At 42.4% G+C, this 22212-nt stretch carries 19 protein-coding genes; 8 read left to right on the top strand and 11 right to left on the bottom strand.

The features are described 5' to 3' along the window. The first annotated feature begins 9 nt into the window (after positions 1–9). Complete coding sequence (arsJ, locus tag OO007_RS02105) at positions 10–1236, top strand: organoarsenical effux MFS transporter ArsJ (RefSeq protein WP_325807554.1); 1227 nt, start codon at positions 10–12, stop codon at positions 1234–1236. Between the two features lie 268 nt (positions 1237–1504). On the opposite strand, the gene OO007_RS02100 is transcribed toward arsJ, so the two are convergent. The 3 genes from OO007_RS02100 to exbB are packed head-to-tail and all read right to left on the bottom strand — an operon-like array spanning position 1505 to position 3385. After that, on the bottom strand, positions 1505–2494 hold the full coding sequence (locus OO007_RS02100; RefSeq protein ID WP_325807553.1) for an energy transducer TonB: 990 nt from the start codon (positions 2492–2494) through the stop codon (positions 1505–1507). 38 nt (positions 2495–2532) lie between these two features. Next, entirely contained in the window at positions 2533–2907 is a 375-nt protein-coding gene (locus OO007_RS02095) for an ExbD/TolR family protein (RefSeq protein WP_165874598.1), read from the bottom strand. Beyond that, complete coding sequence (gene exbB / locus OO007_RS02090) at positions 2894–3385, bottom strand: TonB-system energizer ExbB (protein WP_325807552.1); 492 nt, start codon at positions 3383–3385, stop codon at positions 2894–2896. The genes OO007_RS02095 and exbB overlap by 14 nt, the downstream gene beginning before the upstream one ends. Positions 3386–3531: 146 nt before the next feature. Here exbB and OO007_RS02085 point away from each other — a divergent pair, with 146 nt between their 5' ends. The 4 genes from OO007_RS02085 to OO007_RS02070 all read left to right on the top strand — a co-directional run bounded on the left by OO007_RS02085 (position 3532) and on the right by OO007_RS02070 (position 9025). Beyond that, entirely contained in the window at positions 3532–4545 is a 1014-nt protein-coding gene (locus OO007_RS02085; protein WP_325807551.1) for a Fe(3+) ABC transporter substrate-binding protein, read from the top strand. A gap of 223 nt (positions 4546–4768) precedes the next feature. Next, the gene (locus OO007_RS02080; protein WP_325807550.1) at positions 4769–7096 is read left to right on the top strand and encodes a TonB-dependent receptor; all 2328 of its coding nucleotides are present in this window, start codon (positions 4769–4771) and stop codon (positions 7094–7096) included. Positions 7097–7217: 121 nt separating this feature from the next. Next, positions 7218–8321 carry an alpha-hydroxy acid oxidase gene (locus tag OO007_RS02075; protein ID WP_325807549.1) on the top strand — a complete coding sequence of 368 codons (1104 nt, stop codon included), beginning with the start codon at positions 7218–7220 and terminating at the stop codon, positions 8319–8321. 23 nt (positions 8322–8344) lie between these two features. Further along, positions 8345–9025: a Fe2+-dependent dioxygenase gene (locus tag OO007_RS02070; RefSeq protein WP_325807548.1), complete on the top strand. Its 681-nt coding sequence runs from the start codon at positions 8345–8347 to the stop codon at positions 9023–9025. Between the two features lie 108 nt (positions 9026–9133). Here the strand turns inward: OO007_RS02070 and OO007_RS02065 are convergent, their stop codons facing one another. Beyond that, a complete protein-coding gene (locus OO007_RS02065) occupies positions 9134–10333 on the bottom strand; it encodes a zinc-binding metallopeptidase family protein (RefSeq protein WP_131904373.1) in 1200 nt (399 codons plus the stop codon). A 463-nt stretch (positions 10334–10796) separates the two neighbouring features. Here OO007_RS02065 and OO007_RS02060 point away from each other — a divergent pair, with 463 nt between their 5' ends. Next, a complete protein-coding gene (locus tag OO007_RS02060; protein WP_325807547.1) occupies positions 10797–12920 on the top strand; it encodes a DUF5011 domain-containing protein in 2124 nt (707 codons plus the stop codon). A gap of 111 nt (positions 12921–13031) precedes the next feature. Here OO007_RS02060 and acuI read toward each other — a convergent pair whose 3' ends face one another. Continuing rightward, complete coding sequence (gene acuI / locus OO007_RS02055; RefSeq protein WP_325807546.1) at positions 13032–14024, bottom strand: acrylyl-CoA reductase (NADPH); 993 nt, start codon at positions 14022–14024, stop codon at positions 13032–13034. A 73-nt stretch (positions 14025–14097) separates the two neighbouring features. Continuing rightward, positions 14098–14739, bottom strand: a complete 642-nt coding sequence (acuR, locus tag OO007_RS02050) for an acrylate utilization transcriptional regulator AcuR (RefSeq protein WP_325807545.1) — start codon at positions 14737–14739, stop codon at positions 14098–14100. Positions 14740–14780: 41 nt separating this feature from the next. Between acuR and OO007_RS02045 the strand changes: the two genes are divergently transcribed. Further along, positions 14781–15770: a Rossmann-like and DUF2520 domain-containing protein gene (locus OO007_RS02045; RefSeq protein ID WP_325807544.1), complete on the top strand. Its 990-nt coding sequence runs from the start codon at positions 14781–14783 to the stop codon at positions 15768–15770. On the opposite strand, the gene OO007_RS02040 is transcribed toward OO007_RS02045, so the two are convergent. From OO007_RS02040 to OO007_RS02030, 3 genes are all read right to left on the bottom strand, one after another. After that, complete coding sequence (locus tag OO007_RS02040; protein WP_325807543.1) at positions 15760–16659, bottom strand: radical SAM protein; 900 nt, start codon at positions 16657–16659, stop codon at positions 15760–15762. The genes OO007_RS02045 and OO007_RS02040 overlap by 11 nt on opposite strands. Positions 16660–16677: 18 nt before the next feature. Continuing rightward, on the bottom strand, positions 16678–17460 hold the full coding sequence (locus OO007_RS02035) for a fatty acid desaturase family protein (RefSeq protein WP_207906928.1): 783 nt from the start codon (positions 17458–17460) through the stop codon (positions 16678–16680). A gap of 74 nt (positions 17461–17534) precedes the next feature. Beyond that, on the bottom strand, positions 17535–18671 hold the full coding sequence (locus OO007_RS02030) for an NAD(P)/FAD-dependent oxidoreductase (protein WP_325807542.1): 1137 nt from the start codon (positions 18669–18671) through the stop codon (positions 17535–17537). A gap of 148 nt (positions 18672–18819) precedes the next feature. On the opposite strand from OO007_RS02030, the gene OO007_RS02025 reads away from it, so the two are divergent. After that, on the top strand, positions 18820–19638 hold the full coding sequence (locus OO007_RS02025; RefSeq protein WP_325807541.1) for an MOSC domain-containing protein: 819 nt from the start codon (positions 18820–18822) through the stop codon (positions 19636–19638). Between the two features lie 76 nt (positions 19639–19714). Here OO007_RS02025 and OO007_RS02020 read toward each other — a convergent pair whose 3' ends face one another. Both OO007_RS02020 and OO007_RS02015 read right to left on the bottom strand, forming a co-directional pair. After that, positions 19715–20746, bottom strand: a complete 1032-nt coding sequence (locus OO007_RS02020) for an aminopeptidase (RefSeq protein WP_325807540.1) — start codon at positions 20744–20746, stop codon at positions 19715–19717. A gap of 131 nt (positions 20747–20877) precedes the next feature. Beyond that, the gene (locus OO007_RS02015) at positions 20878–22212 is read right to left on the bottom strand and encodes an ammonium transporter (RefSeq protein ID WP_131904363.1); all 1335 of its coding nucleotides are present in this window, start codon (positions 22210–22212) and stop codon (positions 20878–20880) included.

The following is a 22212-nucleotide window of genomic DNA, read 5'->3' as shown; positions in this document are numbered from 1 at the left end:
ACAGATAACATGAATACTGATCTTAAAAACTATCTGGTCGTTACGGCAGGGTACTGGGCGTTTACACTAACAGATGGCGCAATCCGCATGTTGGTGGTGTTGTACTTTCACATGCTCGGTTATTCGCCATTTGAAGTGGCAATGCTATTTTTGTTTTATGAGTTCTTTGGCATTGTCACCAATCTGGTTGGTGGCTGGATGGCCGCTCGCCTAGGGTTAAATGTCACGATGCATCTTGGTATGGCAATGCAAGTCGTAGCGTTGCTGATGCTGACAGTGCCCGACGCCTGGTTATCCGTAGCTTATGTAATGGCAGCACAGGCGTTATCTGGCATCGCTAAAGATTTGAATAAAATGTCGGCCAAAGCCAGCGTGAAAACACTCGTGTCTTCGGGTACAGATACAAATTCAAAGCTGTTTAAATGGGTCGCTATTTTAACGGGCTCTAAAAATGCGCTCAAAGGTGTCGGCTTTTTTCTTGGTGCTTTATTGCTTGAAATTGCCGGTTTTCGTGTTGCTTTGGCAATACTCGCGGGTGGGTTATTTATCATTTTAATCATCACCTGGATAATGCTACCGAATGAAATTGGTAAAGCAAAAGCAAAGCCTAAATTTACTCAGGTATTCTCTAATATCGCCGCAATAAACTGGTTGTCTGCGGCACGATTCTTTCTGTTTGGTTCTCGTGATGTTTGGTTTGTTGTCGCTTTGCCGGTATTTTTCTATGAAGTGCTGCATTGGGACTTTATGAAAATCGGTGGCTTCATGGCGCTGTGGGTGATTGGTTATGGTATTGTTCAGGCAAGTGCGCCGATGATATTAAAAGGGCATCATCCAACTGGTCGAACAGCATTATGGTTAGCATTAATTTTAGCTTCAATTCCAGCGGCAATAGCATTGGCAATGAGCTCATCTTTTTCTCCGTCCAGTGCGGATAATCTCAGCAATGTAACGTGGATAGTGGTTATTGGTCTGTTGGTTTTCGGTGTCGCGTTTGCGATTAATTCTGCCGTACATTCTTACCTGATTCTTGCTTATTCAGATAACGACAAAGTTTCGATGAATGTAGGTTTTTACTATATGGCAAATGCGGGTGGTCGCCTTGCAGGGACAGTATTGTCGGGCTTGGTTTATCAAAGCTATGGTCTGGTAGGTTGCTTGTGGATTTCCGCTGCTTTTATTCTGATGGCGGCTATTTTATCACTGGGTTTGCCAGCGCAAGCTGAATTGGAATAAAGCCATATTTGAATTGACGCATATAGTAAATTGCTTGAGATCGAATCAACTAATCTATCATTTACGTCTGAATAAGGGGTACTTCAAACTTCTTTGGGCACCCCCCTACTTATAGGCACTTTTTTATTTAACTATATTCTGAATATGAAATATGAATATGAAATATGAATATGAATTCTGATGTTGGATTCAAGCAAATTTCATCTGTTGATCATAGGTACGGCAAAGGGTCAAAGGGTGCTGAATATTTGCTTCATGGGCTAGTGATTTACCTAAGTCGATAGGCGATAGGTATGATATAGCTCAGAGAGTTTTTCCTCAAAGCATCCGGAATAGGTGGGAAGCGACCTACTTTTTTCACTGCAGACAAAGCCGCTTCATCCAGTCTTTTTACCCCTGAAGATTGATGTATGCGTAAGCTAGAAATACTGCCATTTTTATTGATCGTAAATGAGACTTTTACCACACCTTCGTCGCGTCTTCTTTTGGCCTTTCTTGGGTATATTTTCTTTCTTTCAATCTTAAGTCTAATTGTTCTCTGATAGCTTTTCTCGAGGTTAGGGTTCGCTGATGCAGAAGCTTGTGATGGGCGTTGATTGGTAGCCTGTTTAACAGCTTGTTGTTGTGCCGGACGCGGTGGCGTTGGTTTGCGAACCACTTTTTTAGGTGGCGCTTTTTTCACTGCCTGGCGAACCGGTGGTTTCTTTTGGGCGACTGGCTTTTTTTGAACAACGACCTTTTTCTTTACCACAGGTTTCTTTTTAACAACGGGCTTCTTTTTTGGCGGCGGTCTTTTTTTGACGACTTTCTTTTTGATAACCTTCTTTTTAACGATCTTCTTTTTCTTAACTTCCTTTTTAATGATCTTTTTCTTAATTGGGGGAGCAGGGGTTGGTTTGACCGTTTCTACAACGGGCTCAACAACAGGCTCAACAACAGGCTCAACGACAGGCTCAACAACAGGCTCAACAACAGGCTCAACAACAGGCTCAACAACAGGTTCAACAACAGGTTCAACAACAGGTTCAACAACAGGTTCAGCAACAGGTTCAACAACAGGTTCAACGACAGGTTCAACGACAGGTTCAACGACAGGTTCAACGACAGGTTCAACGACAGGTTCAACGACAGGTGGCGTCGGAGTCTCTGTTTTAAACATGGTCATTTCCATGCTTATGCTTTCAGGCTCCGCAGGAGGCGGTGGGGTCTTCTGATACAGGAAATAACTTGCCGCTGCTCCGTGAACGAGAAGTGACAAGGCAAGGCCAATAATAGAGCGGAAGGTAAACAAGGGACTTATTTCTGTTTTGTGATGATGGAGAACTTGGCTAACTCAAGTTCTTTGAATGTATCAATGACGGTAACAAACTGGCCAAACTCAACACTGTGATCAACACGCAGATTGATCGGTGTCATTTTATCGATGCCAGATAGTTTGTCTTCAAGTTGTTCAGACGGTATTTCGACGTCATCAAAATACATAATCGAATCTTTATCGATGGCTATTTCGATCACTTTATCGTCATTTACCACTTCATTTGTTGAAGACTTTGGAACATCAATATTCAATTTACTAGACACCACAAACGTTGCGGTGGTTAGGACAATAGCAAGAAGTACCAACATAATATCGATAAATGGAATGACATTAATGGATTCAAACCGACGCATTATTTGCCTCTCCAGTAATGTTTGCTCTGGAGCTATCCACTAAAGAAGATTGTTGGTGATTTTCTTTTTTCCAGCGCGTGGTAATGATATCTACTTTTCTTAATAAGGCGTTGTAAATCATGATCGCAGGGATGGCTACTAACAAGCCGCCAGCAGTCGCTTTTAATGCGAGTGATAAGCCAAGCATGATTGCGCTGGTGTCGATCTCTCCGCCTTTGCCCAAGTCGTTAAATGTGATTAAAATGCCGAGTACTGTGCCTAATAATCCGATATAAGGAGCATTTACGCCAATAGAGGAGATGGTGGTAAGGCCGCGCGTTAAGGATATCTGTAGATCTTCTTCGATATCAAAGGTGTGCGTTTTAACACGGGTGTAGTAAATCCAGCGTTCGAGTGCAAACCATACAATGATGACACTCATCAGACCTAGTATTCCAAAAATACCATAATCCAGATTAACTTTAAGAAACTCGATCATTTTCGTAAACCATAACAAGAAAAACTTGTATTTTAGAAGAGAATGATTATCATTTGCAATATATTAAGGTGAATTTTTTAAATTTTATCGAAGTAGTGTGATCAATTCCACACTGATCGATCTGGTGAAAAGGTAAAGGCAGTAGTATGCGTGTTTTGGTGATTTTGTTTTTTGTATTAGCAGCAGGTCAGGTTTCTGCGAACAATGAAAATGTTGTAAATATTTATTCTTCAAGACAGTCTCAACTGATACAGCCTGTTTTAAAAGCGTTTACTAAAGACACCGGGATTAAGGTCAATCTGATTACTGGTAAAGATGATGCGTTGATTGAAAGAATAAGGCGTGAAGGTCCGAATACACAGGCTGATATACTGCTTACTGCAGATGCAGGAAGGCTGTCACGTGCGAAACAAGCGAAAATTCTTCAGCCGGTCAAGTCTTCCATTCTGTTTCGTAGTATTCCTGCGAATTTACGCGACCCTGAAAATACCTGGTTTGGTCTGACCTATAGATCACGTGTGATTTTTTATAAAAAGAGCACCATCAACCCTAATCAATTATCAACTTATGAAGATTTGGCGGATCCTAAATGGAAAGGGCGTATTTGTGTGCGTTCATCAGACAGCATTTACAATCAATCTTTAGTGGCTTCAATGATTGCAGCCAAAGGTATGCCTTTTGCAGAAAAATGGGTGAAGGGGCTTGTGAGTAATTTCTCTAGAAAACCACAAGGAGGCGATCGGGATCAGATTAAAGCAGTTGCATCAGGAGCCTGTGATATAGCCATAGCCAATACCTATTATTATGCGCAGATGTTATTTGGTGGGGATAAGCGTCAAAAAGGTGCGGCGGAACAAGTGGGTATTTTCTGGCCGAACCAGAATGATCGCGGAGCGCATATCAATATCAGCGGAGCAGGTGTAACTGCAGCTGCAAAACATAAAGCCAATGCCATTAAACTCTTGGAATACATGCTCGAGGATGTCGTTCAGGGTTGGTATTCAACGGTAAATGGAGAATATCCCGTCAAGCCCGGTGTACCTGCAGATACTCGTTTGCAAAAATGGGGTAAATTTAAAACGGATGCGTTGAATTTATCCAGTCTGGGAAGATTTAATGCGCAAGCTGTTCAAGCCATGGATAAAGGCCGTTGGCGTTAAATCACTGTTTCAGTGGATGTACTGATTCTCATATTTTCTAAGGTTAACTTTTTATTAGCATCTTTTTGAAGATCAATAGTTGACTTAGATCATTATTCAAATGATAATGATTGTCATTACCATGTATTACCCAACGTTTCTAAACGCTTTTCATAACGGGCAAGAAATTATTAGGCAAACATTTTTACTAATATTTTGACTATTGTTTTAGAGCCCCGTAACTATGAAAAAAAATATCAAAAAGCAGACTGCCTTAAGTCTGAGAAGTCCTATCATTACTCCTTCTAATAGCGCCATTATGCTAACTGCAACAGCAGCGGCTGTTTTAATGAGCGCTTCATCTGCAACAGCTGCAGAGAGTGTTGACGAATTAGAAGTGATTCAGGTTGAAGAAAAAGATCAGCGTGAAAATCCTTATGAAGAAGTTGGCGCGCCTTACAAAGCAAGAATTTCTGGTGATGACCGTCATGTAAAAGACTTGGCTGATACACCACAAAATATTACGGTACTTACGCAAACACAAATCGAAGATTCTGGACTTTCCGACTTAAGAGATATTTTAGAAGCTCAGCCTGGAATCACGCTAGGTACGGGTGAAAACGGTAATGCATTCGGTGACCGATATATTATTCGTGGTCATGAAGCACGCAGTGATGTGTTTGTTGATGGTGTGCGTGATCCTGGCATGACAACTCGTGAAAGCTTTGCCACAGAGCAAATTGAAATCACCAAAGGCCCAAGCTCTACGTTTGCGGGTCGTGGTTCAACCGGTGGCGCTATTAACAGCGTAACCAAGCAGGCAAGCACAGAATATAACTTCAACGAGCTTCAGGTAGGTCTTGGTACAGATGCTTATAAACGTATCACCTTAGACAGTAATAAAAAGGTGAATGATGATGTCGCTGTTCGCGCTAATTTATTATATTCAGGTAAAGATATCCCGGATCGTTCGCCTGCAGATAAAGAGCGTACAGGTGTTGCTTTATCTGGTGCTTTCCGTGCCACTAAAAAGCTTAATTTCACCACAGATTTTTATTACCTCAAGGCAGAAGATACGCCAGATATGGGTAGCTATTTAGATTCTGTGACTGGCAAGCCTAATGATGATATCCCCGTTTATGTTCAAGACAGTGATTTCTTAAATTCTGAAGTAAAGACATTGACGTTTGGTACCAGCTATGACTTTACTGCCGATGTACGTCTTAAAAACACTCTGCGTTACGGTGAGACAGATAATGGCTATGTAACAACCAGTGCCCGTGGAACAAACCGTGCCGATTCTGATCCAGCGGCGCCAGGCGCAGACACAATTACACTAAGTTCACATCAGGGTTGGCAGGATGTTGATTATTTAGTGAATCAAACCAATTTGTATATTGATAAAGAATTAGGTAACACAAAACATCAATTTGTCGTTGGTTTTGAATATTCAGACATGAATGTAAAAAATGGTACGTACAATCTCACTAACAATGGCGTCAGCAATTGTGTAACAAATGGTAGAGGTGGCGCTTCTGACAGTTATTGTTTAACCAACGCAGATGGAAGTGTTGTTGATAATATTGGTGGGTTTTTAGATAGAGACGTTACAAAAGGATCATACGACACTGATTATTCGGTAGAAACATTGTCACTGTCATTGATGGACACCATTACCTTTAATGACAAATGGTCAATATTCTTAGGTGCTCGTGTTGATGACTTTGATTATAGAAATGATTTGCTAGGTCGTGGCGCAACAGATCCAGATCGTTATTCGTATTCAGATACCTTATTCAATGGGCACATTGGTGCGGTCTATAATTTTAACGATAAGGGCAATGCTTACTTAACCTTTAGTACCTCTAGTAACATCAATGGTGGTGAGTCAGATACATCAGGTTGTGGTTATGGCGGTGTGTGTAGCTCAATCAACTCTATCAAAAACAGTGAGCCAGAAAACACCCACAACATAGAGTTGGGCACTAAATGGAATGTGATGGATGACAAATTGTTACTCACAGCGTCAGCATTTGAAATAACCAAAACGAATGTTATGGAAAGTGCGAGTGAATCTGACTATGACGCAGGTGAAAGCTTATTCAATGATGGTGAAAACCGTGTGACAGGTATTGAGGTATCAGCAGTAGGAAACATCACTGAAAAATTAAGTACGCAATTTGGTGCGGCAGTGATGAATTCAGAAGTGCTGAAATCTGGCGTTAACCCAGACAGTGAAGGCTTGGCATTAGCTAACTTTGCTGAAAAAAGCTTATTTTTACAAGTGGCGCATAAGACAACACCAAAGCTAACCTTGGGTGGTGGCGTTAAATACACAGGTAAAATGATAGCTGGTCAGCCGGATACAGGAACTGACTCATCATATGTAATACCTAGTTCAACAGTTGTTAATGCCTTTGCTCGATACAACATCAACAAGAACATGGGTCTGCGTTTAAATGTGAATAACCTTCTTGATGAAGATTATTACACTGCCGGTTACCGTAGTGGCGCTTTGTTGTATAAAGGCGATGCGCGTAATGCAACACTGACTTTCGATTATGAATTTTAATCGCTAGTCTTATTTTTTAAAAAGTTTAACCCCGAACAGAAGGCTGGTTTTTTAACTGGTCTTCTGTTTTTTGGTATGTGGGATAATGACCTTTTAAACAAACATGAAATAAAAAATTAAAGTGAAGAAAAAATTAGAATCCATCCCAGCTAATCTCGTCAGCGTTCAAGACTATGAAAGCTTGTTTGCGGATTTTATTCCGCATCCTGTCTATGAATATATTGCAGGTGGCTCGGCGGATGATATTAGCCTTAAGAACAATCGAAATGCCTTCGATAGCATTTTGTTAAACAGGCGCGTGCTTGCTGATTTTTCTGCCGCTTCTACACGTACCGAAGTATTGGGCAAAAAGGTTAAATACCCGATTATGCTTGCGCCGGTAGCGCATCAAAAGTTAGTACATCCTAAAGGAGAGATTGCCACTGCCGAAGCCGCTAATGTTTTAGACCTTGGCTTTATCGGCAGCACTTTATCGTCGGTTCCAATGGAAGATGTCGCTGATGCTTTGCAAGGCGAAAAGTGGTTTCAATTGTACTTTCAGGAGTCCCGAGACGCCACTTTGTCACTAATTCAGCGTGCTGAAAATGCAGGTTATGGTGCTATCGTTGTGACAGTAGATGCCGCAATAAATGGACTTAGAAATAGGGTGCAGCGTGCGGGGTTTACTTTACCTGCTGGCATGGAAGCGAATCTGGTTAACTATCAACGTCCACCGCTTAAGAGTATTGAAGCAGATCAGAGCATAATCTTAAATGGAATAATGCGCGATGCCCCGACCTGGCGAGATATTCAATGGATACAATCTCAAACTCACTTACCCGTTATCTTAAAAGGCATCACGCATAGTGAAGACGCAAAAATAGCAAAAGAGCTGGGTGTTGCAGGCATTGTGGTATCTAACCATGGCGGTCGAACGCTTGATAGCGTGCCTGCCGCAATTGACGTGCTTGCCGATATTCGAGAGGCTGTTGGTGATGATTTTACGCTGTTATTTGACAGTGGAATCAGGCGCGGTTCAGATATTTTCAAAGCTTTAGCCTTGGGTGCAGACAGCGTCTTAATTGGTCGCCCGCAGTTATATGGCTTATCAATTGCTGGCGCATTGGGTGTGGCACATATTCTCAAGCTGTTAATTGAAGAGTTTGAAGTTACCATGGCGTTGATGGGCTGTGCGACGATCGATCAGATTACGCAAGATACTCTTTATTCAAAACAATCTATATAAACTAAACTTAAAAGTCATACACGATGTTATTACCTATTGCAGAAGTGCTAACTCAGGAAGAAGTAAAACAGTTTCGAGCGCATATCGATAACGCGCCTTGGCAAGATGGCAAATTAAGTGCTGGCAGTCAGGCGTCTTTTGTAAAGTCGAATCAACAACTGGATGATAGCAACGAGATCACCCAATCCTTAAGCAATACACTATTACAACGTCTGCAAACTCATCCGACCTTTGTTTCTGCAACCCTGCCGTTTAAGTTTTATCCGCCTAAGTTTAATCGTTATCAAAACAATGGAAGTTATGGTCTGCATGTTGATAGCTCGATCATGACAACACCAAATCAGGAAACGATTCGAACAGATATTTCAGCCACGCTTTTTCTGACTGACCCTGATGAATACGAAGGCGGGGAGCTGATGATTGAAACGCAATATGGCGCTCAGGAAGTCAAGCTGAATGCAGGGGATCTAATTGTTTACCCTTCAACCAGCCTGCACGAGGTTAAGCCTGTAACAAAAGGCAGCCGCATAAGTGCTTTTTTATGGGTGCAGAGTTTAGTCAAAAACAGTCAGCAACGTGAAATCTTGTTTGAATTGGATCAGTCTATTCAGGTATTAACCATGGATAGAGGGGCTGACGATGCTGAGGTGCGTAGGCTCAGCGGCGTATATCATAACTCGATTCGACAATGGTCTCAGTGTTAGCAGATACTGATCAGGCTATAAAAAGCCACCCCCCACCTTTGGGGCACTTTTTTGTCAAATCTGCAATCAAGCGGAAATAAAGCGTAAATAAAGCGAAACCTAGCGGATTTAGTGCTTACACTTCTTATGCTTATTTTTTGCTTTATATTTCGGTTTTGACGGCATTTGATCCAAACGATCGTGAATAGCGTGATGAATAAAGGATAATTTTGTGCGGACTGGCTCTGTTAGCACAAACGGATAAGCGTCATTCATCCCCATGCTGCGATTCAATGAATTGAGAATCACCGAAAAATCTATCCATGTGTCCAGAATACTCTTAATCGATGTTTGCGCAGAAAAGAAGTATTCGTCCTGAGGTAAATTTAAATCTTCAACCTCTTCGGTCTCTTCTTTATTTGCTGATGTTGAGCCAGTGATGGAAAAGTTTTTCGCCGTCTCCAGGGTATCCATAATATGCATATAGTGCGCCCAGGTTTCCGCCCAATCTTCATAGGGGTGCATCGTGGCATATTCGCTGATGAATTCTTTGCTCCAGTCTTTTGGCGAGCCTTCCTTGTAATGTCTATCCAGCGCTGCCTGATAATCCAGCTCATCGTCACCAAAATATTCTTTACACAAAGCGTGTTTTTTAGGGAACCCTAAAATCAATATATTGAAGTAGTAATGCCCTAGTTCATGGCGGAAATGCCCTAGCAAAGTGCGATATTGTTCGCCCATAGCCAGTTTGGTGTGAGATCGTGCAACCTCATTCGCTTCAGCAAGATTGATCGTAATATGGCCGCAATCATGGCCGGTAAATACCGTTTCTGAATCTTCTAATTTAGTCGCAAAATGATCTTTTACATCGCGGTCAGTGGTGAAGTCAAAACTTAAGCCATTATCTGGGTCTTCATGAGTATTGTGCAAAGGCAGGCAAAACTCTTTAAGCGTATACAAGGCGCGGCGTTTAGCTGTTTCCATTTTCTTCCACAGTGGAATGTGCTCAACAACGGTTAAGTCCGGGATGGTTTCATTAAAGCGACAAGCGAAACATAGTACCTCGTCTTCGTTTTCTTCATCGGGTTCAAAGGTTTCCATATTAACCATGCCATTACACACTTTGTATTCAGCGTGGTTATCGCATTTTTGATAGCGAACCTCCGGCTTTCCATCCTTGTAGTAAAAGCCTGTTTCCTTGTTTAGATTAAAAGGCTCAACTTTCTCAAAATTGTCATCAATGCCAACCGTTCTGTGGCAAGCAATACAACTACTGCTTTCAAAAAATAAAATCTGGTTATCTTTGCAGCTACAATTAAATGTTTTCATAATTATTCTATTTTAATTTTGAGAATGGGTACAAATGTGGTGGATCAATTATCTGGTCTATTAGTGGATTCTCAAGCCTTTAATGCTAAGCCTTTTTAATAAGCCTATAAAACAGAGGCAAGAATAAAGAATCGACTAGAAATTCTGTGTGCAGTTTATCCTAGTTTCAGTTCATTGAATGGTACGAATTTGAACTCATTTCGAGTGGGCTATGTATTACCAGATTTTCCTCAATCAGAAGTTATCTATCTAAATATAAAGGCACCCCTCCACTTACAGGCACTTTTTTAGAGATTGTTTATCTAGTCGATCTGGGCTCGTGTTTCTATAAGTAGTTTAGAAAGAGCGTATTTCCATTGATATGACACCCTCTACCATTCATTCACCTCATGCATGTATACAACGTAAGTAATGGTTAGCATCCATCAAATACCTTTCATATAAATCCTTAAGGATGAAACAAATGATCAAACCCATGCCTAACGTTACACTTTTTCTTATTCTAATCGCGGGGCTGTCTCTCTCCGCTTGTGGGGGTGGAGGTTCGACTAATCAAAGCTCAAACACAAACAATTCAACGGTTGTATCTCAACCTAAAATCATTACCCAGAGCAACCTCCAGACGGTTGATATGCTGGCTAGATCAGAGTTTTCCGCACCTACGGTAACGAGTAGTAATGGCTTTCTGACTATTACACATACGAGTGATGAAATTTCAGATGACAAGCATTTTCAATTCTTTCTGAATACGGACAATAATCCCGATACAGGCTTTCGATTTGATTCGACGCTTTGGGATGATACCGGCGCTGACTATGTCATAGAAGACGGACTCTTGTTTGAAAAAAATGGCCAGTTTGATAGTGCCTGGACATGGAATGTCGACGTAGGTGATATTGAATATACAAAAACTTCTTCATCAATCTCGGCAGTTATCAATCAGAACCTGTTAACAGGGTTAACGCCTCAAATTAGAGTCGGTTTTGTGATTAGAGATGAAAATTGGAACGTGCTTTCTATATGGCCGGGTTCAAGCCTTATGGCTCAGTACAGTATCGATGTAACGCCACCAGTCGATACGACAGCGCCAGTGATTTCATTAAATGGTGCGAGTACCTTTAAAGTACAGAAAGACACTGTTTTCAATGATCCGGGAGCTACCGCTACGGACAATATTGATGGCAATTTAACGAACAGTATTTTAGCCACGTCAAATGTTGATACATCACAAACTGGCACCTATAGCATTGTCTATAAAGTGACTGATCAGGCAGGCAATCAGGCAGAAGTGTCCAGAACGGTTATTGTGTTACTAGAAACAGCGAGTGGCATTGCGATTGATGGTTCGATAAGTGATTGGCAGGATATCAATGTATTCGCTGAAACTAGCAATGGCACGATCAAAGTTACTGATAGTTATGAAAACCTGTATGTGATGATTGATGGCAGTGCGTCGGATCGATATACACAGCTTTTTCTCGATGTTGATAATAACTCTGCAACCGGTTTCCAGTTCTCCGGGTCTGTTTGGAATCAGGGTGGTGCAGATTATATGGTTGAAAATAGAGACCTGAGTAAATCAAAATCCAACGATAGTTATTGGTCATGGGATTATCACGTTGCCGATATTATCTTTTCTCGACAAAATACCATCATAGAAATGGCGATCCCAAAAAGTTCGCTGGAGAACCTGGGTGATTCAATTAATTTAGGTTTTGTGTATCGTGATGCAGACTGGAATACGACTTCGGTCATTCCCGAGAGTAATTTAAGTCAATATATCTTGATCAATAACACTCCTGGCGAACCTCAGGTGCAGGTGAATGAAGTCAGTATTGTTTCGTTTTGTGGCAGCCTATGGGGTACAGATGGCAGCGCAGCAGGTACAACTGAGTTATTTGAAGCGAATGATGATTACATTGTCCATTTAGCAAATATAAATGCAGGTTCTATCGACGCAAGGGAATACAAAGGCAACTGGTACACACTTTACAAAAATAAATCTTCAACCCCGACTGACCCTAAATTTACGGTTCTAAAATACGATGGGCAGTCGACTCGTGTGTTATTAGATGATATTGATTTTTACGGCTCACCGGCTGGTGAAGTTGCTTCTCGATCAATGACCTTTTACAAAAACGACTTATATTACATCGATGATAGTGGGATATGGAAAGTCGCTCTCAATCAGGAAAATACCAGCCCTGTTTTGATTAAACGATTTAGTTATGGTTTGACGGAATTGGCGAGTACAAATGATTACATCATTTATAGAGTGCTTGGTCTTAATTGGTCTTACAAGCCATCAACAGGTAAACATGAGTTATTGATAGATAATTCAAGACTAGGTTTTCTAGCGCCGAGTTATGTCGATAATTTATTAAACGATGGGAATATTGCTTACTTCCTTGATAAAACAGATGCCACAAGATTTTACCAAACGGATGGAACGGCAGCAGGCACTCAAGTTACAACATTCGACCCGAGTTCACCTCGTATTCCGGCACATGTCATTGGAAGTAGTGCCACTGAATTATGGATTGAAGATACAAATGGTTTAAAAACCATTCTAGGCAGTTGTGATTAGTATTGGGTAAAGCCACCTCCCCACTTACAGGCACTTTTTTAGTGTGATTCATCTCCAGTAACAAAAAAGCCCATCTAATAAGATGGGCTTTTTAAATACCAAATGGATGTTTTATGCGTTCACATCAACAACCACACGTCCACGTACTTTTCCTTCCAGTAACTGACCAGCAACATCGATTGCTTCAGATAGAGCGATTTTTTTCACGACTTTCTCATAAACTTCCGGCGAGAGTATTTCTGCAATTTTATCCCAGGCTTCCTGACGTTTTGCAAGTGGTGCATTTACGCTATCAACACCAGCAAGCGTGACGCCACGCAAAATAAATGGCATGACTGTTGCCGGTAAATCAAAGCCTTGGGCAAGTCCGCAAGCCGCTACAGTTCCGCCGTATTTGGTTTGAGCACACGCGTTAGCTAGTGTGTGACTGCCGACTGCATCGACAACACCTGCCCAGCGTTCTTTATCCAGTGGTTTGCCTGGCTCTGATAACTCAGAGCGATTGATGCTTGATTTTGCACCTAGTTCAGTGAGGTAATCCATTTCTTCTGGGCGGCCTGTTGAAGCAACAACATCATAGCCATAAGCAGAAAGAATCGCGATGGCAAAACTGCCCACGCCACCATTTGCTCCAGTCACTAGGATCTCGCCGTCTTCTGGCTTCACGTCATGTTTTTGCAGTGCCATAACACATAGCATTGCCGTATAACCTGCGGTGCCGATTGCCATTGCCTGATACGAATTTAAACGTTCTGGCTTGGCGATGAGCCATTCACCCTTTACCTTGGCTTTTTGAGCGAGTCCGCCCCAATGTCCTTCGCCAACGCCCCAGCCATTAAGAATAACTTTGTCGCCTGTTTTCCAGTTGGAGTTTGAGCTTTCAGAAACGGTACCAGCGAAATCGATGCCAGGAACCATTGGGTATTTTCTGACAACTGGGGCTGCGCCAGTAATTGCTAATCCATCTTTGTAGTTGAGCGTTGAGTAATCGATATCAACAATCACATCACCATCTTCAGGTAGTTGTGATTCATCGATTGTTTCTAAGCTAGCGCTAACTTTCTTGTCTTCGCTTCTGTTGATTAATAGGGCGTTAAAGGACATCTTTGTTCTCCAATATAAATAGTAATTTACTTGTTTGTTTCTTAGCTTCTTTTTTCTTGCTTAGTTGCTTTGGCTACGGAAGGAGCTTAAAGAATTGCTGTGAAAACAGCTCCATCGGTAGTTTGTCTTGAGTGAGTTTGGCGCGCATGACTGCACCTTCCCAGCTGATCCAGAAGAAATCCGCTAATTCATCGCAATCTGCTGTCTTTGCCAGTGTGCCTTCGGTTTTTGCCAGTTCGAGGCAATCGGCAATCAGTGACTTCCAGTTATTGAATGCCTTGTTGAGTTTCTCTCTGAATTGCTCGTGTGATGATCCCAGTTCCAGAGTGAGGTTACCCACCAGACAGCCACGCTTAAAATCGTAACGTTCAACACCTTTTATCGCATCGTCGACAAACGCTTTTAGACGTTCTAGCGCAGGTAGCTCTTCATTCAGCAAATGCTTTTTGAGTTTGTGGATAAAGAATTGCGAATATTCTTCAAGCACCACATAGCCATAAGCTTCTTTGTTTTCAAAGTAGTGATAAAAGGAGCCTTTGGGTACATTAACTTTCTTCAGGATTTGATCTAATCCGGTACTGTTAAAGCCTTGTTCGGTGAGTAATTCCATGCCACAACGAATTAATGCTTCACGAGTATCGTCAAAGCCAAGTCCGCCTTTGGCTGGTCTTCCGCGCTTTTTGGTGCTTACTTTTGAGTCAGATTTAGTAGTCATGTTGTATTTATAGACCGACCGTCTAGTAAAGTCAAATAAGCATGAAAATTAGAGAAAATATGCTGAGTTTAGATCGAGTATGTGATACTTCTGGTCTCGGACAATTTCTATCAATGGTTGATCGCATGACAAAACTGAAACTGAGTATTATCGGCTGTGGCAATGTGGCTAAAACACTGGGCTATCTGTGGCATAACGCCGCGGTGGTTGAGATTTGTGATGTGGTCAATCAATCTCAACAAAGTGCACATGACTCGGTGGCATTCATTGGCGCAGGGAATCCGCTAGATTCGTTGTCTGGCTTGCAAGCAGCGGATGTGTTTTTAATCGGCTGTGGCGATGATCAATTGGAACACTGTATCAATCAGCTCGCAGAAACCGGAGTGGTTAAAGCTGGAAATATTGTCTTCCATTGCAGCGGCTCGAAACCCGCTTCGATAATTAACGCTGAAAAAAGTGCCCCAAAGTGGGGGGGGGTAGTTACCGCTAGCCTTCACCCTGTGAAAAGCTTTTCTAGCCCAAAAGAAGCGATTAAAAGCTTTGCAAACACGTATTGTGGGTTTGAAGGGGATGAGCAAGCAGTTACGGTTTTAAAAAAATGGGTAGAAGTCATTGATGGCGTTTGCTTTGATATCGACGCAGGAGAGGACGGCAAGAATAAACTCATTTATCACGCAGCGAGTGTGATCGCTTGTAATTATCTGGTCGCATTGCAGGAGTTAAGCATCCATGCGTTTGCTCAAAGTGGTGTCGACCGAGAAATGGCGATGAAAATTCTCGAGCCGATTGTCAAAGGCACGGCCGATAATATTTTTGCGATGGGGACTGCCAATGCTTTAACAGGACCGATTGCTCGTGGCGATTATCAAGTTGTTTCAAAGCAGTTACAGGCAGTCAATGACTGGAATACCTCGGCAGGTGAAATCTATAAATTACTTGGGGAAATAAGCGCTGATTTATCAGAAAAGCAAGGTTCTGCTGGTAAAGAAAATCTGCAGAAAATAAGGGATATTTTAAACGCTAAAAGCTAGTCACTTGATGCTGGATTTCAGGGTGTGCTTTAAAGTGTTGAATAGCATCATCGATATCATCCAGCATGTTCTGTTTGTCTTTACCCAGCACGCCTTTTAAAACCAGATGATTCGAAACATGGTCACTGCGGAAAATGGATTTTTCTAGCTGCGTATGCTCGATAAATGTACGCATTTCTTCGCAAAGCTCTGCGGTATTTAACGGAGTGAATGTTCCGCCAAAACCCGCTTCTACTTTTTCTTTACCATGGCTGAAAAAGAGCACCAGCGTTGCTACATAATCGGGCTGTGTCGCATTGACCAATTCTGCTGATCTAATCGCGTGTTGCTTCGAATATTCTTTACCACCCATGCCATTGATGATCATTACTGATGATTTGATATTCGCGGCTTTGGCTTTGAGTATGGCATCTTTCGTCGATTCGAATGTTTCACCCTTATTGATCTTTTCAAGCACTTCGTCATCGCCAGATTCGGCGCCGATATAAATCAGCGATAAGCCTAGGTCGCGTAGTTCCTGGAGTTCTTCAACGGTCTTTCGTTTTATGTTTCTAGGCAGGCAATAGGCCGATACACGAGTTACCGAAGGTAAGTGTTCTTTGATTGCTTCCAGTATGGTTTTAAGGCGGCGAACCGATAATGCCATAGCATCACCATCACCAAGAAAAACACGGCGAATCTGCCCAAGTTGTTGGCCACAGCGTTTGATTTCTTCTAAGACTTTGTCTTCGGATTTGGGTGCAAATTTCTTTTGTGGCGCGGTGTACATTTCACAAAATGTACAGTTATTCCAGCTACAGCCATTCGTCACTTGTAAGATCAGTGAGCGCCCTTCGCTGGGCGGGCGAAAAACCGGTTCGATATAGGTTACGGGTGGTTGGCTAAACATAGGGAGTATCTATTCCAGTTAACTGCTTTTTTTCCAAAACGGCTTTTCGTAGCAGTAGTCAGGAATCTTCGCTTTAATTTGCTCGTGTAATTCAGGTAATTTAGACCAGTGAATTCCGTGCTTATAATGGTGCGCGGTATGGTAACCAAGATTTCCAGTGAGCCAGTTATAGAGCTTAGAGGTATTATTGTAAGACGCTGCAAATTGATCAGAGGTATCTAATCCACGGTGATGCTTTGAGGTCGCATAAGCCGTGTAAAGCAGGCTGATCACCATCGGGAAAATAAACACAAATAGAGCACTTAACGGGCTGTAGATGGTTAATCCGATCAGTATCGCGATGGTTACGCCAGTGTAGACTAAGAATTCTTTTTGCATTTTTGGGTACTGTTTGCCGACCTTATAACCGCGTGGGTAAGCGGTTAGTGCAACGCTTAAAGTGTACTCCAAACGATTCATGGTGCTACCGTCTTTTCTTTTCCAGCGACTTTGGTCTTTTGTTTGGTCAAGAAAATTGCGGTGGTGCCCCATATTATGGTGCAACACCCATAAATTAGTGGTTATGCCAGTATGTAGGGCATAGAAAATTTCGAGAATTCTATTCAGCGCTTTGTGCTTAAAAACCTGAGCATGCTGATGATGATGGTTCCACGCACTAATACAGGCTTTAGGAAGAATCATAACCGCAAGATAAATAGAGAAGATCCAGATACTTTCCGTATTGAGGAAAACAACAAAGTCTAATAGGGTCAATAAAAGAATGACGGTAATGGGTATGCGGTCAGCAGCGAATTTAAACAAACTATTATATCTCCTCAAAAATCCGTGGATAACATAGCATAATCACCGAGATATTTTCTAATCTATTTTAAGACTTATGGGTTGCGGTATGTGCGCAGATAATTCCACTCGAAGCCTTTTTTAACGTAGTGTAACAAACGACAGGGAGGAATAGTGATAGTGCGTTTTTCATTTCGAAATGCCAGTGTGCCTTTGTCATTGGAGTCGATGATGCAAGCCAGTTCGTATTTGAATGTGTGAGTTGCAGCTTTACCCTTGAGGCCATCTAATAAGTTTTTAGCGGCAGCTTCTGCTTGTAAATCAGCCATGTGCGCCTGCTTTGGTTTCCAGTCTGGGCCAGGGAAGCTACCTGCGTCTCCAGCCACATAACAATGTTCGAAACCTTCCACTTCGCAATTCATATTCGATTGGATTAGACCGCCCGGGCTTAACGGCATTTCCGTGTTGGCGGCAAACGAAGGTCCTGTCATGCCCGGCATGAAAATAATCAGATCAGTATCAATTTCACCCCCTTCAGTGGTGACTTTATTTTCAGTAAAGTGTTTCATTTTATGCCCAAGATGCGTTTCGATACCGCGGGTTTCCATTTGCTTGAGAATGCCTTTTACTGCATTTTCCCCTAAACGCGCGCCAGGTTTTGGCGCAGGACTGAAAAATACCAACTTGAATTTATCGCGACGACCTTCCTGACGTAATTGTGTGTCTAACCCAAATAGCAATTCAAACATGGGACCGCCACGCATCGCAGAGGGCTCTTTAGGGTTGCCACCAAAACCAAGTGTAATGGTGCCGCCATCCATGGCTTTGATTTTATCGCGCATTTTTTCTGCGGCTTCAATGCCTTCGCAAATGGTTATTGCGTGCTCGATACCCGGTAGTTTTTTGATAAAACGCCCACCGCTTGCAATGATCAAGGCATCGTTTTTAATCTCACCGTTATCGGTAATTACAGTGCGTCCGCCATCTTGAATAGCCGTAACGCTTCCCGCAAAAAAGTGGATGTTGTGCTTCTTGAAAAAAGCATCAAGATTAATGCGTAAATCATCGCCAGTTCTTTGCCCGGAAGGAATCCAGATCAGGCTGGGTAAGAAAATAAACTCGGCTTTGGGGGCGATCAGCGTAATCTTGATGTCTTGATCGCTTTTACGAATTTCTCTGATTGCAGTAAGTGCGGCAAAACCAGCACCAATAATAGTAATTTCCTGAGCCATGATTTCTTCCAGTTGCTATTATGGAGTTAAGTCTTGCTGAGAAGACCAACGTGAGTAAATACTCGAAAATTATATATTAGTAAATCCTAATATTCAATCGGTAACTCACTCCGAATTTATGTGAAAACAATCATGGCGTAAACAACAAATGACAAGTGAAGTGAAGGTAACCCGTTTAATAATTTACCCGGTTAAATCATTAGCTGGTATAGGGCTGAAAGAATCTAAAATAGATAATATGGGCTTGAAATATGATCGACGCTGGATGCTGGTATCGCCTGACGGTAAATTTCTCTCACAAAGAACCATTCCGCAAATGGCATTGATTAAAACGGATATAGATGCCAGTCAGGAGAATGCTCAATTAACCTTAAGCATGGAAGGCAAAGGTTCTCATATTGTTGCAAACACAGATGATGATTCAGAAAAAATGGATGTGCTTATCTGGGGTGATGAACTTCAAGTGCAGAAAGTCGGTGCTGAAGCCGATGCATGGTTAAGCGATTGTTTGGGCGTCGATTGCCATCTTGTCTATATTGCCGATGACGTGATGCGCCAATGTGATCTGGAGTTTGCAGAAGAGGGTGAACAAACAGGTTTCGCAGATGGATTTCCGATGCTGTTTATCTCTCAAGAATCATTGTCCGATTTAAATCAAAGGCTCGATAAAGACGTAGATATGCGCCGCTTTCGCCCCAATGTCGTTATCGCCGGTTGTGATGCTTATGCCGAAGACGATTTAAGCAGTTTTTCAATTGCTGGCGTGCCGATGAAGGGCGTAAAACCTTGTAGCCGTTGCCCAATGCCTATGGTCGATCCTGATCTTGGTAAGCGGGTAGGGCAGGAGCCGATTGCGACATTATCAAAATACCGTAAGTGGAATAATAAGGTGTTTTTTGGGATGAACGTGATTCACCAGCAACAGGGAGTGATTCGTGTGGGGGATCGTTTGGAGCAAACGTCCTAGTTTGAATCGTGGTTTTTAATTAAGCCACCCCCCTACTTACAGGCGTTTTTTTACTGGTGCTTTTTACCGATACTTTTTAATGCTCTTCTTGTTTCTCATAGTATTTGTAGAATTTTCCAAAGTCGTAATTAAATGCTTTTAACTGCCGTGAAAATTCTGGTACTTGTTTGTAGTAAACCCCAATTGCTGAGAGTTTGGCATTATTGACAGGTGATTGTGTAAACCATTTGTCGAAGCGTTTATCGCCTCCCCAGCTTTGTTTTAAGCGCGCATATTTTTCATTAAGTTGTTGATAGATTCGCCGTTTGCCTTTCTCGGTAACTGCCTCTTCATAGTTGTGCGAATACCACGCTTTCAACTCGCTACTGGTGTTAATCAGCAAATTGAAAAATGCCCAGCGTTTTTTAAGATGTTGTTCGTATTGTTCCAGTTTCTCCGGGTGTTTTTCCTTTAGCCACAATCGCGTTCCTTCCTGTCCAACTGCGCTGGCAAAGGCTTCGTTAAATGCGGAATTATTTTTTCGATACAGACGTTGATGTGCTAATTCGTGGAATATCACTTCCGCAGTCGAGCTGCTACTTCTGCTGAGCATGGTGCTCAGAATCGGGTCATCGAAAACACCCAGCGTCGAATAAGCAGGTGATTCGATAATGTGAGTATCGCGTCCGAGTTTCTTTTGTTTTTCTGCTTCTCGCTTGGCGGCTTTGGGGGAGAAATAAACCAGATAACTCACACAACCCACAAAAGGAAAGCATGTCTGTACTGGGCTCATCGAATATTTAGGGTTTGCGATGACATTCCAGCTAACCGCTTTTCTCTTAAGTTCGACATAACTTGTGTAGCTGTTATTTTGTGGGAGTTTCAGTCTGTCGTATGCGAACTGGCGAATCTCCAGAACTTCTTTAAGTTGTTGCTTGCGTTTGTCAGAGACTTTTTTATCGACAAGCACTTGTTTGACGGGTTTGCGTTGGCTCATTAACGCTAAATGGCCTTTTGCGCCCTGAGCGTAATACTGAACTGTGCTGCAGGCTGATGATAATTGAGAGAGGAAAGTGATAAGGACGATGAGAAGGATTCTGTTGAATGCAGATTTCATCTTTTGACTCATTAAAAATCCTTAAGTTATGGGTTTGGTTAATCCCATGATACTAGAAAAAGTGCCTGTAAGTAGGGGGGTGACTTTATTAAGCCACCCCCCTACTTACAGCGGTTTTTTTTATGCTGCTCTAAGCATAACGATTAAAGTTCGTAACCACGTTCTTCATGATCGATGATATCCAGACCTTGTGTTTCCTGATCTTGATCGACGCGTAAACCATTGGTCATCAGACTAACGATTTTGAATAGTATGTAGGTAACGATCGCTGTGTAGATAAAGGTAGAAGCGACACCAATCGCTTGAACACCAAATTGCTCACCGATTGAAGTAATGCTCTCTTTGCTGAAACCCTGACCACTGAAAATACCTATTTCAGTCGACGCAAAAACAGCAGCCATTAGCGTGCCGATAATTCCGCCGACACCGTGAACTGGGAAAACGTCTAGTGAATCATCAATTTTCCATTTTTGTTTGATGATAATAACCGCGTTGAAACAGACGACGCCAGCAACAAAACCCATCACTAAAGCGCCAGCAGGGCCAACGTATCCAGAAGCGGGTGTAATCGTTCCCAAGCCTGCGACCATTCCTGTAACAGTGCCTAGAGCTGTTGGTTTGCCGAACTTGATCCACTCGTAAAACATCCAGGTGATTGCTCCGGTAGCGGCAGAGATATGCGTCACTAGCATTGCCATTGCGGCGTCACCATTAGCGGCTAATGCACTACCACCATTAAAGCCAAACCAGCCAACCCATAACATGCCTGCGCCGGTAACGGTCATTGTCATATTGTGTGGTGTTGTGGCTGATTTGCCAAATTGCCTTCGGGGGCCAATCATAATGGCTGCGACCAATGCGGCAACACCCGCTGTAACGTGAACCACGGTACCACCAGCAAAATCGAGTAGACCCATTTGCTGAAGCCATCCACCGCCCCAAACCCAATGCGTTACTGGTGCGTAAACCAAGACAATCCACAGTGCAGAAAATAATAGAACAGCCGAGAACTTAGTGCGTTCTGCAAATCCGCCGATGATTAAAGCCGGAGTGATAATGGCAAAGGTCATCTGAAACAATGCGAATAATGACTCAGGAATATCTCCAGCTAATGAGCTTTCGGTGATGCCGTTGAATAAGAATTTGCCCATACCGCCGAAGTACGGATTACCTTCATCAAAAGCAATACTGTAACCAACGATTAGCCAAAGGATACTGGCGATACCCGCAATGGCGAAACATTGCATGAGTATTGATAACACATTTTTCTTGCCGACCAGGCCTCCGTAAAACAAAGCTAGTCCTGGCAGTGTCATAAATAAAACCAGTGCTGTAGCGGTGAGAATCCATGCTGTGTTGGATCCGTTTAATTCATCAGCCTGAGCTAAAAAAGGAAAACTGAGAAGGAGTAAAGAAAGGAGTTTAAAAAAAAATTTGATAGATAGAGGTGCGTTTACGCTTTTCGAATGACAGCCCAT

Source organism: Cocleimonas sp. KMM 6892, from assembly GCF_035798195.1.
GTDB classification, from domain to species: Bacteria; Pseudomonadota; Gammaproteobacteria; order Thiotrichales; family Thiotrichaceae; genus Cocleimonas; species Cocleimonas flava.
This window is presented reverse-complemented; position numbering and strand designations above follow the sequence as displayed.

Bases quoted from the DNA above. Each gene is read 5' to 3' on its own strand.
- acuI (WP_325807546.1), bottom strand. From the start codon at position 14,024: ATGTCCTTTAACGCCCTATTAATCAACAGAAGCGAAGACAAGAAAGTT.
- OO007_RS02080 (WP_325807550.1), top strand. From the start codon at position 4,769: ATGAAAAAAAATATCAAAAAGCAGACTGCCTTAAGTCTGAGAAGTCCT.
- arsJ (WP_325807554.1), top strand. From the start codon at position 10: ATGAATACTGATCTTAAAAACTATCTGGTCGTTACGGCAGGGTACTGG.
- acuR (WP_325807545.1), bottom strand. From the start codon at position 14,739: ATGACTACTAAATCTGACTCAAAAGTAAGCACCAAAAAGCGCGGAAGA.
- OO007_RS02060 (WP_325807547.1), top strand. From the start codon at position 10,797: ATGATCAAACCCATGCCTAACGTTACACTTTTTCTTATTCTAATCGCG.
- OO007_RS02015 (WP_131904363.1), bottom strand. From the start codon at position 22,212: ATGGGCTGTCATTCGAAAAGCGTAAACGCACCTCTATCTATCAAATTT.
- OO007_RS02065 (WP_131904373.1), bottom strand. From the start codon at position 10,333: ATGAAAACATTTAATTGTAGCTGCAAAGATAACCAGATTTTATTTTTT.
- OO007_RS02085 (WP_325807551.1), top strand. From the start codon at position 3,532: ATGCGTGTTTTGGTGATTTTGTTTTTTGTATTAGCAGCAGGTCAGGTT.
- OO007_RS02030 (WP_325807542.1), bottom strand. From the start codon at position 18,671: ATGGCTCAGGAAATTACTATTATTGGTGCTGGTTTTGCCGCACTTACT.
- exbB (WP_325807552.1), bottom strand. From the start codon at position 3,385: ATGATCGAGTTTCTTAAAGTTAATCTGGATTATGGTATTTTTGGAATA.
- OO007_RS02025 (WP_325807541.1), top strand. From the start codon at position 18,820: ATGACAAGTGAAGTGAAGGTAACCCGTTTAATAATTTACCCGGTTAAA.
- OO007_RS02095 (WP_165874598.1), bottom strand. From the start codon at position 2,907: ATGCGTCGGTTTGAATCCATTAATGTCATTCCATTTATCGATATTATG.
- OO007_RS02040 (WP_325807543.1), bottom strand. From the start codon at position 16,659: ATGTTTAGCCAACCACCCGTAACCTATATCGAACCGGTTTTTCGCCCG.
- OO007_RS02020 (WP_325807540.1), bottom strand. From the start codon at position 20,746: ATGAGTCAAAAGATGAAATCTGCATTCAACAGAATCCTTCTCATCGTC.
- OO007_RS02045 (WP_325807544.1), top strand. From the start codon at position 14,781: ATGAAAATTAGAGAAAATATGCTGAGTTTAGATCGAGTATGTGATACT.
- OO007_RS02070 (WP_325807548.1), top strand. From the start codon at position 8,345: ATGTTATTACCTATTGCAGAAGTGCTAACTCAGGAAGAAGTAAAACAG.